This is a genomic window from Dyadobacter sp. CY326 (assembly GCF_021390515.1).
Lineage (GTDB): Bacteria > Bacteroidota > Bacteroidia > Cytophagales > Spirosomataceae > Dyadobacter.
In genome coordinates this window covers 103,707-119,743 of sequence record NZ_JAJUXI010000002.1, presented here as the reverse complement: position 1 = coordinate 119,743, position 16,037 = coordinate 103,707, and the positions used below count along the sequence as shown (strand labels likewise).

Genomic DNA, 16,037 nt, shown 5'->3' with positions numbered 1-16,037 from the left:
TTGCTTCAATTGAGCCCTCAGTTGTCTCGTATGTAATAAATGTTCTAAATTAGTGCAGAAGATTTCTGAGTTAAATATGGCTGGCATTATTTTGAGCGCATTGCATCTTCGGAATATAAGGATCAGCATCGCCGCAGCATTGGCCATGACACTTGCCATGATGCAGGATTTCATCCGCTATCATTTTTATGGTCAAAGTGCTTTTCATATTTCAGAATCCTTTCTTTTTGAGTCATTCTGGATCTTGTTTGCTCCAATGTTTGCCGGGATTTATTACTGCATAAATGCATTCCGTGTAAAGTTTGCGATCCCAAAATTCCTTGTATTGATCTGTGTAACATTAGCGGCTTCGGCTTTACACTTCCTCCTATTTGCCTTTGGTGTTTATGCAATTTCGTCGCTGTCGCAAGGTCACGTTTTCCAGTTCAAAGATGTACTGCACCATGGCCTGGCCGAGTATCTTTACATTTGCCTGTTGATTTACCTAGCGGGATGTATATACATGCTTCGGTTTACAATTCCAGCCGCGCTGCCTAAAACAACATTACCGGAAAGTAAGGCTGGCTTAGCCAGGATTAACATTACAATTGGGACAAATAATATCATGGTTGAAACGAGTGAAATTATTCTTATAACCGCTTCCAGTCCATATAGCTGCATTCATACTGCGAAAGGGAAATATTTATATCCTCAAACATTAAAATTGCTCGAACAAAATCTAGACCCTGCCAGCTTCTTACGGGTTCACAAATCCTCGATAGTAAACATCAAAAGGGTTTTGTCTTACAAATCGCGGCTGAATGGAGATTACGATTTGATTTTGGAAAACGGGCAGATTGTAAGGATGAGCCGAAATTATAAACTGGAATTCCGCAACCTGTTTTCCTAGTCATCGCCTTACATTTAAAATCCATCAGCTTACTCTAGTACTTCATGACGCTATTTTTGAGCAGTCTATTTTTGGGCGAAAACCAAAATGAACATGAAGTACTCTGTCTATATTGCCTTGCTGGCCCTATCATATGCTACAGTGCCCAGCTGCGAGGGACAAGCGCTACGGGACCCATCAAGTAAGCCCGGCCATTTACACAATAAAGCCTGGTGCATATCCCAACGAGTTCATTCCAGCCCATATTCATACGTCAATAAAAGAGCCAGGCATTGCCAATGAATATTATATTGATGAATTTGTTTTTGACGATGATCCGTTACTGACCACTGCCGAGAGAAAGAAATTGGAAAGGCGAGGGGGTAGTGGCATATTACGATTGCAAGAGCAGTCCGGCATTCAGGTTGCCGAGCACGACATTGTTTTAGGATTAAATGTTCCTAATTATCCATCAAACCTTGGGGAGCGAAACGAATCCGGCCTTCCTATTGGAGAGGAAAGCCCTTCATTTACCCCTTTCCACGCCTGGGGCCCGGACAAGGGGAGCACTGCTTGCCCGGTGTGTAAGTATGGTAAAAATTACGGTATACTATATTTCGTTGGCAATAGCCCTGACTGGCCTGAAATTAAAAAATGGCTAAAATTTCTTGAACATGAAAGTGGTCGGTTGGCTGAAAACCTGAAAGTCTACTTTGTTTACGGTAATGCGCAACACTACTCCGCAGCCAACCGCAATCAGGAACTAGATGCCCTTGGAAGAAGTCAGGGCATCAGGCACCTGGCAATCACTTTCGTGCCCTCACTAGGTGATCAGGAAAGTGAAGTGCATTTAAACCAAATTAACCCTAAAATCACTAATACTTTCGTAATCTACAAGAACAGGATAATAATTGATAGATACACAGACCTGAGACCAACAGAGCAAAATCTTAAACGACTTTTCACGAAGATTAGATAGTCGGATCACAGCGGCCGTCACAGTAAATTGGAAATTTTCTGTGACAGTATCATATTCAATTTAGTTCGAGAAGCTGCTTGAGGTTCTTGCCAAGAAGATTATCCCATCCTAATTCAAACCGCTCTCTTCGGAAGTATGGATGATTTGGAAAGCTTTCCAAATCTGTTTGGGTAATCTTTAACCTGGTTGTGATATTATCCGTAGTCACATCAAAAATAATCTCTGAGCTTCCTGAATAGCCTTTATAAGCCCAGCTATGAGCCAGTGTTTTACCTTCAACCACTTTGGTCACAACCCATTCTTTTTGGTATCCAGCATCGTCATCATCAAACTCAAATTTAAATCCCATCACAGGTTCAAACCCTCGCAGTTGTGGGAAATACCATTTCTTCATCTTATCCATACTTGTTAAAGCCTGCCAAACTTCATCAATCGGTACATTATATGTAAACTCTTTAACCAATGGATTGCTCATACTTATCTCCACATTTTAAACTGTAAAATAATTTTGATAGTGGAGCTATCAAAACGAGGGTGAATCAATTTCGAAGCTTTCTCTAAGGCTCGCGGGTAAGTTTTCCCAGCAGCATAAGTTCTTGCCGAAATGGATTCTCTGCCAACAAACCAATCATAACATATAGTTATAGGAACCAAGAGAAAAATTATTCGGTGGTTAAAGTGAAATATGCTGGATCCCGTATTTTGTGAGGAAGCAGCCGCCAGGGCATCAATATAGTACAGTTAATCTCTTGTAGTATACGTTAGACTGGCAATGTTAAGCCTAGGTAGATTTTGTGATGGTGGATTCAAAACACATGGGGGTCAGCTATCCGATTATATGTAATATCTAGATTATCCACTAAGTGAATATTGAAGAAAGTGATTTAAATTTTAGGAAATTACATGACCTTAGACTCTCAAACCAATTACTTCTTGCTATGATTTTCGAATTTACCACGGCTCCGGGTTTTGATTTTATAACATTTTTTGGAAAACAAATAAATGCTCCTGTCAGAGATAATTTTCTGGAAATTCCAAAGACGATGGGAGAAGGTTATGTACGCAAAGTGAGGTTTGGAGATGATTTCAAATTAACGATCCATCGGTATACGCTAAAAGAAGATTTAATTGTTAAGCGAAATCCTACACCGGAGTCCGGTAGCGTACGTACAATTTTCTTTTATAATCATTGGGAAGATCTCGAAGTGAAATACAATAGGGAAGAGAACATCCCGTTTGCACATAAAGGTGAATCTGCTATACTCTTATCTACCAATGATTTGCGTACTGAAATCCGGTTTCCAGCCGACAGCATTATTCATTATGTAGTAGTTGCGATAGGTGCCGACAGGCTGCGCTCAATTCTATCAAGTGAAAAGCCCAACAGTACAATAAAAACCATCATAGGCGAAAACGCATCCTTTCTCTTTTTCGAAAGTTTGGATCCTGAAATGCAACTGCTGCTTAACAATATTGTATCCGTCGATATGAACAACTCCCTGAATAATTTCTATGTACAAATCAAAGTGCAGGAATTGATGTACTTGCTTTTTAGCAAGCTGTCGCTCAGGGAAAATACCACTTTCAAAAATATCAATAGTAACGATGCGGAAAAGCTCCTGGTCATTCGAAATGAAATATTGAGCGATCTTAGCAGTCCGCCTGTTTTAAGCGAATTGGCAATGATCGCTTCAATGAGCGAAACAAAACTTAAACAGCTCTTTAAGCAAACTTTTGGAGATTCAGTCTATAACTATTACCAGAAGGCCAGAATGGAAGAAGCTGCATTTCTGTTAAAACAAGCTAAACATTCCGTTTCTGAGGTCGGCTACGAGCTGGGATTCTCAAACCTAAGCCACTTTAGCAGATTGTTCGAAAAACAATATGGCATCACACCCAAAAAATTCTCTTATACTTCATAAGTTTTCATTGCGTTCTCAATTTAAGACACCGCTTGCCGGATAGGACTATTATTGTGTCTTTTCTGGGTATTTTACCCATTTGGTAACTTCTACATTTGTTCTGTAACTAAGCAGGAGCTAAATGAAGAAGTTATTCACGCCTTATGAGAAAGGCTTCTTGAAGTTGAAAAATCATCTGGTGATGGCACCAATTACCCGGAGCAGGGCCATCGGCAACCTGCCTAATGCGCTGATGGCAAAGTATTATGCGCAGCGTGCTGGCGCAGGATTGTGCATAAAACATATACCTACTTGGCCAGTGAACTGGACAAATTAGGGATCGCCTATATTCATCTTTCAACCAACCCGCAAATTCCTGAAAAGACGTATAAGGCAATTCGTTCGATATTTAAACAATACAATTATATTCTGTAATGGCTTAACCCGGCAAACGGCGGAGACAACGCTACAAGGGGGACTGGCGAACCTAGTTGCTTTTTGGCGCGGATTCCTTGCTAATCCTGATTTTGTTGACCGTATCCAAAAAAGCGAACGCCTTAATGCTGTTGAATTCTGCACATCGTATTCGCAGCAATGCTACACTGATTATCCACTTAATACTTTAAAATAATGAAAGCAATCCAATACAGAACTTATGGAAGTTCAGATGTGATCGAAGAGGTTGAAGTTTCAATCCCATCAATCCAGAGTGAAAATGATGTCTTGATCCGGGTCAAGGCGGCAGGTGTAAGTCCAATAGACATAAAAATCCGCATGGGGTTTATGAAGGAGGCACGCCCTGTTGAAATGCCCTTTACACCCGGCGGTGAGGCTGCTGGGGTAATTGTAGCCATTGGGGATGGGGTAACAATGTTTAAAGCGGGTGATCAGGTTGTTGCCCTTACCAAGACAAACGGTTATTCCGAGTATGTGACAGTAAACAAGGACTTTGTGCTGCCTATGCCGGAGGGGCTATCCTTTGAACAGGCAGCATCAATTGGTGTCAATATCGGGACTGCACAATCAGTGCTCTTTACTGCCGGGCAACTTGAAAAGGGTCGAAAAGTATTGATCCAGGGTGGGGCTGGTGCGGCCGGGGGAGCAATGGTGCAACTGGCCAAAGCCGCCGGTGCGTACGTAATCGCCACAGCGTCCGGAAAAGGTGTGGAACTGGCAAAAAACCTGGGTGCTGACCAGGTTATTGATTATAAATCACAGGATGTGGCCCGTTTGGTCAACGATATTGATCTGGTGGCCGATACCGCGGGTGGCCAGGCCCAGGAAAAGCTTTTTCAGGTGTTAAAGCCAGGCGGAAAACTATTGAGTATTGTCATACCCCCATCACAGCAGTTGGCAGAACAATACAAGGTAAAAGCTGGTTTTGTAGCCTCAGACATCTCAGTGAAAACCTTGCAGAATGGCTTGGAGCTGGTAAAGGCCGGGAAATTCAAACCAGTGGTTTCCAAAGTATTTAAGCTTGGTGAAGCAGCGAAAGCCCAAGATTTTTTAACGGCTGGTGGTGTAAATGGTAAGGTTATTCTTACGGTCGATTAAAATTAATTCTATAATCTAAAAATCAAAAAAATGAATAAAAAGAAAGTTCTGGTGGCTGGTGCGACCGGATACCTTGGAAATAAAATCGTTGCCGAACTACTTAAACTCGGCACGGAAGTCACGGCAATGGTCAGGGCAAGCAGCGATAGAAGTAAACTTGTGGAAATGGGCGTCAAAAGCTTTGTCTTAGGTGATATGATGGATGCCCCTTCTTTGAGTGAGGCTATATCACCAACATATGGATTCGATGCGATTGTGGCAAGTGCAGCAGGATACACGAAAAGGACAAAGGGCGACAGTCCGGTAATTGATACGATCGGGTACCAGAATCTGGTGGATGCTACCAAGGCAGCAGGAATCCCCCGTTTTATACTGATCTCTATTCTCGAATCCGATAAAGCCAAATCGGTACCTCACTTTTATAATAAATATCTGATCGAAAAATATCTAAAAGAAAAAAAGCAGCCTTCCATTGCACTCAGGCCGGGTGCGTTCCTTGACCAGACACCGGATTACATCATCAAGAAAATTACAAAAGGAGTGCTACCAACATTCCTAACAGGAACTTACGGAGTTATTTATACATCACAACTTGCCAAAAAGATCTGTTCGGAGAGCTGCCAACGGCCGAAGAAAGTGTGAGACAATATTGCCTTGACCGTGGGCTGATCTAGGAATATATTCCAGATTCAAACGTACAATTTACAGATATAACTTAATAATTGAAGAGATAATGAAATTACTAGAAAAGGTAACATTGGGAAAACAAACATTGCAAAACGCGCTTGCTATGGCACCCATGACACGCAGCCGTGCTAACAGCGAGGGTGTTGTGTCAGATCTGACGACTTTATATTACACCCAGCGGGCAAGCGCGGGACTTCTGATCACAGAGGCTGTAAATATCTCAGAACAGGCACAGGGTAGTCCTTTGACACCTGGCCTTTACAGCGAGCAGCAGATTGAGGCCTGGAAGAAAGTGACAAAATCCGTTCATGACCAGGGAGGCGTAATTTATGCACAGCTTTGGCATACTGGCCGTGTTGGGCATTCAGTGGACAGGAAAGGAAAACTTCCGGTGGCACCATCAGCGATCGGGATAACAGGGCAGCAGCATTTCACCTCCCAGGGAATGAAAGATTACGAAACGCCTCAGGAATTAACCACACAAGAGATCAGACAGATCGTAAAGGATTATGGCCAGGCAGCCAGAAATGCTATTGAAGCTGGTTTTGACGGCGTCGAACTGCACGCAGCATTCGGATATTTACCTAACCAATTTTTATCAGAAAGTGCCAACCTTCGAACTGATGCGTATGGTGGCAATATTGAAAACAGGAACCGCTTCGTGCTGGAAGTGATGCAAGAACTCGTTGATGTGTTGGGAAGTGATAGAGTAGGCATTAAGCTATCACCAACTGTCTATTATAATAATATAGTAAACAGTGATCCTGTTGCTCAATTCTCACCTTTGATCGAAGCTTTGAATGAATTGCCCCTGGCCTATATTCATTTGATGAATGGCATGTTCCCTTTGGACAACTTCCCAAAAAATCCTAAGAATGCTGTTGAAACATTTGGCGAAATAAGTAAACACCTGGTCATCGGAAATGCCGGTTTCAATAAAGAAAGTGGGGAAGCGGAACTCGAAAAGGGGATCGCTAAAGTAATTTCTTATGCTTCATTGTTTCTGGCCAACCCGGATCTGCCAAGACGTTTTCAATTGGATGCTGAGTTGAACCAACCTGACAAAGCTACCATGTACGGTGGAGGCGAGCATGGATACACAGATTATCCGTTCCTGGAAGATTGATTCTGAAGTCTCCTTTGAGTACTCAAATGCTTGCGTAAAATTTAAAGCTATGGATTTAAAAACTTTTAGAAATCGTTGCCTCTCGTTGGGGCAGGCCACTGAAAAAATGCCATTTGATAAAGCGAAAGCGGACTATGACAAAAACTTGCTGGTATTCTCTGTGCTTGACAAATGGTTCTGCTTCTTCAATGTTGAAGCATTCGACTTTTGCGACATCAAATGCAGCCCGGAGGAATCACAGCAACTGCAAGACCAGTATGAAGGCGTAAAGCCAGGCTACCATATGAACAAAAACATTGGATCAGTGTCTATTTCAACCAGGATGTTGCTGACTCCAAAATTCTAGAACTCGTTACCAAATCGTATGACCTGGTTGTAAGCGGTCTAACTAAAAAGCAGCGTGAGCATTTACAGGGATGGAGTAGGACGTTAATTTCACATTTGAATAAAACAATATGAAAATGAAAGATAAACCTGCTTACTAGCAAAATTAAACAGAGCAGGAACGTAAACTCGCTGAGCACATCATCGGGCTGGAAAGATCAGCACTTGACAAATGGTTTAACGGTGACACTTCTGGTTACAAGCAACTTTGGTCAAAGCGAAGTTTCACTTACTGTGTTAGCCCCCTAAACGGTTGGACAAAATTGTAAAAACAGTTTAGTCCATTTAATTTAGGAATCATGAGTAAACAACGGCGAACATTCAGTGCCGAAGATCGGTACTCGATCGTACAGGAATCTATTCGGAGCGGACCTTCCGAGGTTAGCAGAAAGTATAGCCTGTCACCCTCTCTTTTGAGGAGATGGAAGGAAAAGTATTTGGCGAGTGGCAAGGATGGCCTTCGAGATTCTTATCCACGGGTTGACCCGCAAGTACGCATCTTAGAAGAAGAAAACGAACGCTTGAAGCGCATAGTAGCCAAGCAAGCTCTCGAACTGGAGGTAAAAAGTGAACTTCTAAAAAAAACTCCTATCGGACCGAGGAAAAGATAGCTGTCATGACTCAATATCAGCGATCTACAACGAGAAAGGAATTGTGTAAATGGCTAGGTTTACCCCGTAGTGTATCTTATTATAGAGCTCGAGATGGCAAACCAGGAGCAAAACCTAGTCAGATAACAATGAAGCTGGATGGCGCTTTGGTACCTAATGAAGATGTGGTAATTCGCATTAAAAATGCTTATTGACACCGAATTTAACGCGTTTGGATATGAGTATGCTACGCACGAATTGAAAAAAGAATATCTGATCAATAAGAAGAAGGTGTACCGGCTTATGCTTGCCAATGGCCTTTTATTGAACAAAATGATTCGACCCAGTGGAAAGCGTGATTTTGTTCAATTTCGTCGTATTGAGGCCAGTAAGCCATTAGAATACTTGTGCTGGGATATTAAATATGTTTGGGTTCATGGTGAACGTGGCAATTACTATTTGCTGAGTATTCTGGATGTTTACACCCGTAAAATTATTGATTGGATCTTCCAAGGCAGCATTCGGCAGCTTGATTTAATAAACTTGCTTCGCCGGGTTAACCATTTTTATCAGCTGCAAGGTGTAATCTTACGAAATGACGACGGAAGCCAGTTCATTGCCCACAAGGTTCGAAATTTTCTAATAAATTCGGATGTAAAGCAGCAATTCACCCATGTTGCAACGCCTGAAGAAAACTCTTATATCGAAGCCTTTCACAGTATTTTAGAACGTGAAGTGATTGAACGGAACCAGTTTGCTAGCTATTATGAGGCCAAAGACACAATCCAGCGTTTCATCAAACATTATAATGAAAGTCGCCTCCATCGTTCAATCGGTTTCGTGACGCCCCAACAAAAATGGGACGAAGCGATGGTTTGTGACACAACCATCTTGGAAGAAGTGTCCAACTTATAAGGGGTCAAGACAGTGATTCGGGACCTGGAAAACAACTATAATCCTGACGTAAGCCGCTTTCGAGCGCTGAATTAAGATACTACCGGGTTGGTAGGCCAAAGATGTAGAAATGTTACTTTAAAGGGCGTGCCGTTTCGGTTCGCCTTTTTTTTAAGGAATTTGAGAATGACGTTATCTTGTATAAATTACTTCAAATTTAATATTCAATGAAAATGACTCTTGCAGAATGGGGCCTGACAATTGTGTTAGGTGGATCAATATTATCAATCGTCGGCGCGTACATTCAATATACAAAAGAGATAAAGGATGAAGAGGAAAAAACTAAGCAGTATAAAAATCTCTTGGATAGAAGTACCACGTTGCTCCAAAAAGCGGAGATCACGATTGTAAAGCAAGACTCCCTATTTACAACTCAAGTGGAGATTTTGGAGAAAGCAGGTGTCACTATCACTAAACAAGATTCTCTACTTCAAACGCAAAGAGAAATTTTGGATAGGTCGACACAGACTATTGAAGCACAAGCCAGAATCGTTGAACAGCAAATTCAAACCCTTAGAACATTAATTGGCAGTGAAGAACCGCCTGTCGTTGAAATGGAGGTAGTGGATATTGCCTCGGTATCTGTATATAAGCTTGTATTTTCATTGAGAAATTTTGATCAATATCCAACCCGGGATGTTGAAGTCACAGTTGAAGATAGATTCATCGACAGAGTGCAAGGCCCAGAATTCATCAATGATTTTAACTCCGGACAGAAGGAAATTGACAAAATTATTGACACTTATAGGAAGGAAGAGGGTACTAGCAAAACATACACAACCATATTACGAACACAAAAAAAAACTTTTCACAATAGTTTGATGTCGCTATCAACTGAGCGCTCTACTATTTCAATCAAAGTTAAGTGGCCGTTTGGAGCATATGAAATAATCTTAAATCTTTCTAATAACAATTATATGCCAGATCTTTCGCCATCATATATTATGAAAGAGTCTGGTACTCTTAGTATTGATCGTGGTAACGTAGTGGAAAATAGAAAATATTTCAGATTTGTGAATCCAGTTGATGAACGTTTAGTAGAGAATAAAAAAGCATGGATACGAGCAGTTCGAGAAAAAAGACAAAGGTAGGGAGGTTGCTGTGTTGGCCAACATGGTTATATTTGTTGAGAGCACTTATCAAGTAAGCTTAAAATTTGGTCAAAACTGAGCTTTGTGTCATGTATAATGTACGATCATTTTTGAGGGCTTCTGAGTTTAAGTTTACTTTGCTAAACATGTGTGCAGCAAGTGAATTGATTCTGTTCTTGTGTGAAGTAATTACATTGAAGGCATATTTAATATCAACATTCACAACGTTTCTCCTCTATGTCGTAGCGAGGCGATGGATTAGATAGATTCTACTTCTTTTTCTTCTTGTTCTTCTTTTGTGCTGATTTCAATTGAATTGAAGGATTTTGTAATGCTGACGATGGAATCTTGCGAAATGATGGAAGTTGATTAATTGTCACGTTGATAACAGGTGCGGACTCAGGTTTTTGTTTACGAGTTTCTACGAGGGTTAATATTGCAACGAGCATTCCCACAAATGCAAAGAAAGTCATTAATCCAGTGTTGACCAGATTCCAATTTCTTTGGAAAACCGGAGAGTCGAACAGTTCTTTGACGGCAGGATCAACTTTTACTACTTCTTCTCTAAACTGTTCGGGTGTATACTGGTTCTCTTTTGCTCGTAATGCTACTTCTTTAAACTGAGTAATAACACCTGGGCTAACTCTTGGGGCTGAAAAAAGTGTAATTAATCCTTTTTCATCAAAGTTGTAAGTTCCGTCTTGTACCCTTGCTGACGACCCGCATTTAGGGCAAGTAGCATAAGAGTCTGTAATTGTGACATTTGTTGAATTTTCTATATGGATGGCACGTGTTGCCTCAAAGATGAACCGGCAGGATGGACGTTGGCATGTTGCTAAAAGTTTGTTCATGAGTTAGTGATTTGAGTAGAATGTTTAAATGTGGTTACCAATTGTAATTTTTAATGTTCGGGTCAGTCCGTAATCCTAATGATTTTAAATAAATGTCAGTGATCTGGATGGAAGAATGTCTCAATAGTCCCTGCAATTCTTTGATTCCTACACCGGCCTTGTAAGCCTTTACGGCGCCGGTATGCTTCCAAGAATAAAGTGTGTATCCCTTTTGAATCAATCCCAATTTCTCCAGTACTTTTTCGTGTCTGCGGAATGGAACCTGCTTACTGAGTGGAAATTTGCCCGGCTTCATGCCAGCGGAAAATAAATAATAGTCAGGTTTCATAAATACCATGCGGGTTTGCAATTCGTGAGCTAATGCCGGAATGATTTGCGCCGTTTCCGTTTTGCCACTTTTGCTCATTAGGCCATGCACCAAAACGTAGCCTTCCTGCATGCGCACGTGCCCAAACTGTAATTTCAGTATTTCCCCTGGCCGGATGAATCCATAGTAAATCATGCGGGTGAATAAATACAATTCCGGATGGTGCAACATTAGCTCCTTTTCAACTGTCGCTTTGTCTTCATCAGTAAATGCAACATTTTTCATGGTGGCCGGTTCCTTCAAGGACTTTACCTTAAAGGGGTTGATTTCTATTCCCGTGCGCTCCTGATATTTTGAAAACATGGAAAGCAAAAATTGTGTGGTATTGTTAGCCGTCCGTGCTGAGTTTTTAAGGTTGTTTAGCATAAAGTCCCGAAACAAAATCGCATCTCCTGATTTGAATTCAGAAATGTATAGCGAGCGTTTGTCAGCAAACAATTTCAGCTTATTGATAGCGGCCTGATAAGAAATGATTGTTTTTGCAGAAACGCTAACAGACGTTGCCGAAAGAATGAATTCAAGTGCCTTAATCAGATCGTCGTTCTTTTTAATGGCATCCGGTTTCAGATCAGCTGCTTGTTTTTTGAAGTGGTAACCTTTTTTCAGCAGATCGTTGCATGCACGAACAAGCCGGTTGCCTTCGGCGGTCCTGCTTTTTACATCCCTGAAATTCATTGAAATGCTTGTGCGCTTGCGAACAAGTTTGCTGGTTACTTCATCCCAGGCATAGAACTCGACATACCAAACTTGTTTCAGGTCCTTGTTGCGGTCCCTGAGCACTGCCAACTTATAAGGTAACTCTGTGTCGTGACTTTTATGCATTCCGAAATTTGGCAGATTATTTGTCGAAATAATCAAAAAAGCCGCTCCTGCAAGCAGAAACGGCAATTGGCAGAGAGGAAGAGATTCGAACTCTCGATGCAGTTACCCACATACTACCTTTCCAGGGTAGCTCCTTCAACCACTCGGACACCTCTCTGTTTGGTGGTTATGGGGTGCAAAGATAGCTTTTATCGGTTTACTTGCAAATCAAATGATTGGCCAGTGTCAAATTTGTCTGACCGAATGTGCGATTTTGGCCGCTTAAATACTCATTTCACCGCGTAAGGGTGTTGCCAGCAGTTCAATGCAACTGCTAACATTTGTTTCTTTGCCAAAAACATACATCATTTTTGTGATCGCGGCTTCGGCAGTGATGTCTGAGCCGCTTACAACGCCTGCGCTTTTCAGGAAGCGGCTGGTTTCGTAGTGACCTTGTGCAACTCTGCCGCCGTCACATTGGGAGACGTTGTAAATGACAATGTCGCGCTCGATTGCATTGCTTATTGCATTGAGAAACCATGGAGCAGTGGTTGCATTGCCCGCGCCATAGGTTTCGAGCACAATGCCGCGCAGACCTTCGATGCTTAAAATTGATTCAACGACCAGCTGACTGATCCCTGGAAACATTTTTATGAATGCCACGCTGCTGTCCATACGTTGCTGTACTTGCAACGGAAGGTCTGCTCCGCGCTGACTAATGTAAGGCAAATTATATTCAATGCGGACGCCCGCTGTCGCAAGCGGAGGGTAGTTTTCGGAATGGAATGCATTGAAATCGGAGCTTTCGCGTTTCTTGCTGCGGTTGCCGCGGAGGAGCAGGGAATTGAAATAAATGCACACTTCGGAGATGACCGGTTGTCCGCTCAGGTCCTTGGCGGCTGCAAGTTCCAATGCAGTAATTACGTTCTCGCGTGCATCCGAACGTGCTACGCCAATGGGCAATTGCGCTCCCGTCAGGATTACGGGCTTATTCAGATTTTCAAGTAAAAAACTCAGCGCAGAGGCTGTGTAGGCCATTGTATCTGTGCCATGCAGAATCACAAAACTATCGTAATGTGCATATTCATTGGCAATAATGTTCGCCAGCTCAATCCAAATTTCCGGATTCATGTTCGACGAATCAATGGGCTCCGAAAGTGACAAAAATGTGATGTCAAAGTTGAGCCTGCTTATCTCCGGAACTTTCTCGATGATCTGGTCGAAATTGAAAGGAACGAGTTGCTTGCCCTTTGTTTCATAAACCATTCCCAGCGTGCCACCGGTGTAAATCACGAGCACCGAGCCAATTGTCGGTTCTGGGGAAATTGGATTGATACGGATCTTATTATAAGCCATTTACACGGATCATTGAAGGAATTGACTGGATTTTCGAAGCAAACTTTTTGCATTTTCGCTCGTCGCATCAATGACTTCTTGCTTCGAAATCTGCTTCAAATCGGCAACACGTTCGGCAACTAAATCAATGTAAGCAACTTCATTCCGTTTGCCGCGATAGGGGACGGGCGCGAGATAGGGTGCATCTGTTTCGAGCACAAGATGTTCGATATCTACGTAAGGAATCACTTTATCGAGGCCACCGTTTTTAAAAGTTGCCACGCCGCCAATGCCGAGTTTGAAACCTAATTCAATGGCTTTATTTGCTTCATCCAACGTTCCGGTAAAGCAATGAAAAATGCCTTTTAACTGCGAATCGCCGAATTCCTCAATCAATTTCACCGTTTCCCAAAACGCACTTCTGCTATGAATATCAATCCATAAATCGTGTTTTCGTGCAAGCTTGCATTGATACAAAAACGCTTCTTCCTGCTGTTTCTGGAAAGTTTTATCCCAAAATAAATCCATCCCGATCTCGCCAATGGCAATGAAACTGGCTTTTTCCAGCCAATCCTCCATAATGGTCAATTCTTCGTCAAAATTCTCTTTCACATAAGTCGGATGCAAACCGATCATGGGCAGGCATTTGCCGGGAAAGCGTTCAGCAAGTTGCATCATGCCGGGGATTGTGGCATGGTCGCAATTGGGCATCCATATTTGCTCTATCCCGGCGTTCCATGCTCTTTCCAACATCGCGTCGCGGTCTTCTGCGTAATCGTCACTGTATATATGTGCGTGGGTTTCTATCATTTGAATTAGTACTCCCGACCTTTCCAGATCGTTTTGTTTGGTAAATAATAATTAACGAGCATAATTAAGCCAATGCTGACCATGTAAAACCAGAAAAGCAGCGCGGCTTTCCAAAGGTCATATTGTTTGAGCATGAGAACAGCCGTGAGCGAAATGCCGGTCACGAGCACGTAATATTGGATAATGCTTGACCATACATTGATAGGGAACCAAATCGAGATCAGGAACAGTATCGGCACAATCAGCGACGACACGAACAGGCTCAACCGCGTCAGCCAATAGGATTCCATCACGCCGTGCATCCACCGTTTCCGCTGCCTTAGCAATTCGGGAAAGGTGTTCATAGGTTCCGAAATGCTGATCACTTCGGGTTTGTAGGCCATTTGAAAATCATATCCTTGCCTTACTATTCCGATGAACAGCGCGTAATCTTCAACAATAGAAAATCCGATTTTTTCGTAGCCGCCAATGGCGAAATAGGCGTCCCGCGTAACCGCCATATTGTTGCCCATCCCGGTAATCGGAATTTTTAATAATGAGAAAAAACGCGTCGCAGTCAACGCAAACAGCCATTCCATCGACAGCATATCCGCCAGCCAATGAATGTGCTTCATCCGCGTCAACCCGATCACGACACCCGTTTCTGGCCTGAAATGAGCAAGCATTTGCGCGATCCAGATGGGCTGGACGGCAATATCGGCATCACAATAAAAGAAATATTCGCCGTTCGCTTCGTGTGCGAGTTGCGCCAACACATTGGCTTTTCCCTTTAATCCTGCAATCTGCTTGGTAATTTTAATGCATTTAAACTGCGATTTGTCACATATATATTTGGAAACCAGCTCATTAGTCCGATCATCGGAATCGTCGTCACCGACAATTATTTCAATATTTTCTTTGGGAAAATTCAGCTCATGAAGGGATTGCAGGCATCTTTCAATATTTTTCTCTTCGTTCCGTGCGGCGACGAGAATGCTTACTTGAATGCGATTGCTTGTTGGAAGCATGTACTAATGCAAATGTTAATTGTCGTAATGTGTTCATCGTAAGGTTATTAACCTACTTCATAGCCATTGCTTCAAATGCGAATCCGAGATTGCTGAAATGATCCAGGAACCTGGGAAGCGCATATTGCATGTTCTTTGCGGCTTTGACGCTGTCGTGGAACAAAACAATTGAGCCAGGGCGCGCATATTGAATGGATTTTTCAAGACAAATTTCCTGCGAGATCTCCTTGGAAAAATCCCCGCTCAAAACATCCCACATAATAATCTTGCGCTCCTTCCTCACAACCCTAGACTGACTCTTTTTAATCCGCCCATAAGGTGGTCTGAAAAGGTTTGTAGGCACATTCAATGTTGCTTCACATTGCTTAATGTTGTCCAGATACAAGGCATCTTCCGTCTTCCAGCCATTCATGTGATTGAATGTGTGGTTGCCGATAGAATGCTGATTATCAATGAGTTTTTGGAAAATTTCAGGGTGCTTCTCAACATTATTTCCAATGCAAAAAAAGGTGGCTTTGGCCTTGTAACGTGCAAGTGTTTCAAGAACCGACTCAGTAATGTCAGGGATTGGGCCGTCGTCAAATGTCAGGAAAATCTGCTTTTCCCGAGTAGGAATGTGCCAGACAAAGCCTGGGAAAAATGCTTTCAGCCAGAAAGGCGAATGGTGTAAAAACATTATTAAAATTGATGTCGGGCGCGAATGATGCCCAAATATAAAGGGTTAAAAAATAA

General features: G+C 42.3%; 18 protein-coding genes and 1 tRNA gene. 11 read left to right on the top strand and 8 right to left on the bottom strand.

The genetic code is table 11. The features are described from left to right. Nucleotides 1–52 precede the first annotated feature (52 nt). Together LZG73_RS25565 and LZG73_RS01045 are read left to right on the top strand one after the other, a co-directional pair. Nucleotides 53–889, top strand: a complete 837-nt coding sequence (locus LZG73_RS25565; protein WP_233845641.1) for a LytTR family DNA-binding domain-containing protein — start codon at nucleotides 53–55, stop codon at nucleotides 887–889. Nucleotides 890–1,022: 133 nt separating this feature from the next. Further along, a complete protein-coding gene (locus tag LZG73_RS01045; protein WP_233845640.1) occupies nucleotides 1,023–1,847 on the top strand; it encodes a hypothetical protein in 825 nt (274 codons plus the stop codon). A 55-nt stretch (nucleotides 1,848–1,902) separates the two neighbouring features. Here the strand turns inward: LZG73_RS01045 and LZG73_RS01040 are convergent, their stop codons facing one another. Beyond that, complete coding sequence (locus tag LZG73_RS01040; RefSeq protein ID WP_233845639.1) at nucleotides 1,903–2,322, bottom strand: SRPBCC domain-containing protein; 420 nt, start codon at nucleotides 2,320–2,322, stop codon at nucleotides 1,903–1,905. A 388-nt stretch (nucleotides 2,323–2,710) separates the two neighbouring features. Here LZG73_RS01040 and LZG73_RS01035 point away from each other — a divergent pair, with 388 nt between their 5' ends. The 9 genes from LZG73_RS01035 to LZG73_RS00995 all read left to right on the top strand — a co-directional run bounded on the left by LZG73_RS01035 (nucleotide 2,711) and on the right by LZG73_RS00995 (nucleotide 10,134). Beyond that, on the top strand, nucleotides 2,711–3,769 hold the full coding sequence (locus LZG73_RS01035) for a helix-turn-helix transcriptional regulator (protein ID WP_233845638.1): 1,059 nt from the start codon (nucleotides 2,711–2,713) through the stop codon (nucleotides 3,767–3,769). 121 nt (nucleotides 3,770–3,890) lie between these two features. Further along, complete coding sequence (locus tag LZG73_RS01030; RefSeq protein WP_233845637.1) at nucleotides 3,891–4,085, top strand: hypothetical protein; 195 nt, start codon at nucleotides 3,891–3,893, stop codon at nucleotides 4,083–4,085. Nucleotides 4,086–4,378: 293 nt separating this feature from the next. Next, a complete protein-coding gene (locus LZG73_RS01025; protein ID WP_233845636.1) occupies nucleotides 4,379–5,302 on the top strand; it encodes an NADP-dependent oxidoreductase in 924 nt (307 codons plus the stop codon). Between the two features lie 30 nt (nucleotides 5,303–5,332). Next, the gene (locus LZG73_RS01020) at nucleotides 5,333–5,944 is read left to right on the top strand and encodes an NAD(P)H-binding protein (protein WP_233845635.1); all 612 of its coding nucleotides are present in this window, start codon (nucleotides 5,333–5,335) and stop codon (nucleotides 5,942–5,944) included. A 91-nt stretch (nucleotides 5,945–6,035) separates the two neighbouring features. Beyond that, nucleotides 6,036–7,115, top strand: coding sequence for an alkene reductase (locus LZG73_RS01015; protein WP_233845634.1), 1,080 nt, complete (start codon nucleotides 6,036–6,038; stop codon nucleotides 7,113–7,115). 49 nt (nucleotides 7,116–7,164) lie between these two features. Next, nucleotides 7,165–7,461, top strand: a complete 297-nt coding sequence (locus tag LZG73_RS01010; protein ID WP_233845633.1) for an MmcQ/YjbR family DNA-binding protein — start codon at nucleotides 7,165–7,167, stop codon at nucleotides 7,459–7,461. Between the two features lie 337 nt (nucleotides 7,462–7,798). Next, a complete protein-coding gene (locus LZG73_RS01005; RefSeq protein ID WP_233845632.1) occupies nucleotides 7,799–8,110 on the top strand; it encodes a transposase in 312 nt (103 codons plus the stop codon). A 183-nt stretch (nucleotides 8,111–8,293) separates the two neighbouring features. Further along, complete coding sequence (locus LZG73_RS01000; RefSeq protein WP_233845631.1) at nucleotides 8,294–9,004, top strand: integrase core domain-containing protein; 711 nt, start codon at nucleotides 8,294–8,296, stop codon at nucleotides 9,002–9,004. 206 nt (nucleotides 9,005–9,210) lie between these two features. Then, nucleotides 9,211–10,134, top strand: a complete 924-nt coding sequence (locus tag LZG73_RS00995; protein ID WP_233845630.1) for a hypothetical protein — start codon at nucleotides 9,211–9,213, stop codon at nucleotides 10,132–10,134. Between the two features lie 269 nt (nucleotides 10,135–10,403). On the opposite strand, the gene LZG73_RS00990 is transcribed toward LZG73_RS00995, so the two are convergent. The 7 genes from LZG73_RS00990 to LZG73_RS00960 form a co-directional block, all read right to left on the bottom strand. Continuing rightward, complete coding sequence (locus LZG73_RS00990; RefSeq protein WP_233845629.1) at nucleotides 10,404–10,985, bottom strand: hypothetical protein; 582 nt, start codon at nucleotides 10,983–10,985, stop codon at nucleotides 10,404–10,406. A 34-nt stretch (nucleotides 10,986–11,019) separates the two neighbouring features. Continuing rightward, entirely contained in the window at nucleotides 11,020–12,174 is a 1,155-nt protein-coding gene (locus LZG73_RS00985; protein WP_233845628.1) for a site-specific integrase, read from the bottom strand. Nucleotides 12,175–12,241: 67 nt separating this feature from the next. After that, a tRNA-Ser gene (locus LZG73_RS00980) sits at nucleotides 12,242–12,331 on the bottom strand. A 104-nt stretch (nucleotides 12,332–12,435) separates the two neighbouring features. Next, complete coding sequence (locus LZG73_RS00975) at nucleotides 12,436–13,509, bottom strand: asparaginase (RefSeq protein ID WP_233845627.1); 1,074 nt, start codon at nucleotides 13,507–13,509, stop codon at nucleotides 12,436–12,438. A 9-nt stretch (nucleotides 13,510–13,518) separates the two neighbouring features. Continuing rightward, entirely contained in the window at nucleotides 13,519–14,298 is a 780-nt protein-coding gene (locus LZG73_RS00970) for a TatD family hydrolase (protein ID WP_233845626.1), read from the bottom strand. Nucleotides 14,299–14,303: 5 nt separating this feature from the next. Continuing rightward, nucleotides 14,304–15,305, bottom strand: a complete 1,002-nt coding sequence (locus LZG73_RS00965; RefSeq protein WP_233845625.1) for a glycosyltransferase — start codon at nucleotides 15,303–15,305, stop codon at nucleotides 14,304–14,306. A 52-nt stretch (nucleotides 15,306–15,357) separates the two neighbouring features. Continuing rightward, on the bottom strand, nucleotides 15,358–15,981 hold the full coding sequence (locus LZG73_RS00960) for a polysaccharide deacetylase family protein (RefSeq protein WP_233845624.1): 624 nt from the start codon (nucleotides 15,979–15,981) through the stop codon (nucleotides 15,358–15,360). Between the last annotated feature and the right edge of the window lie 56 nt (nucleotides 15,982–16,037).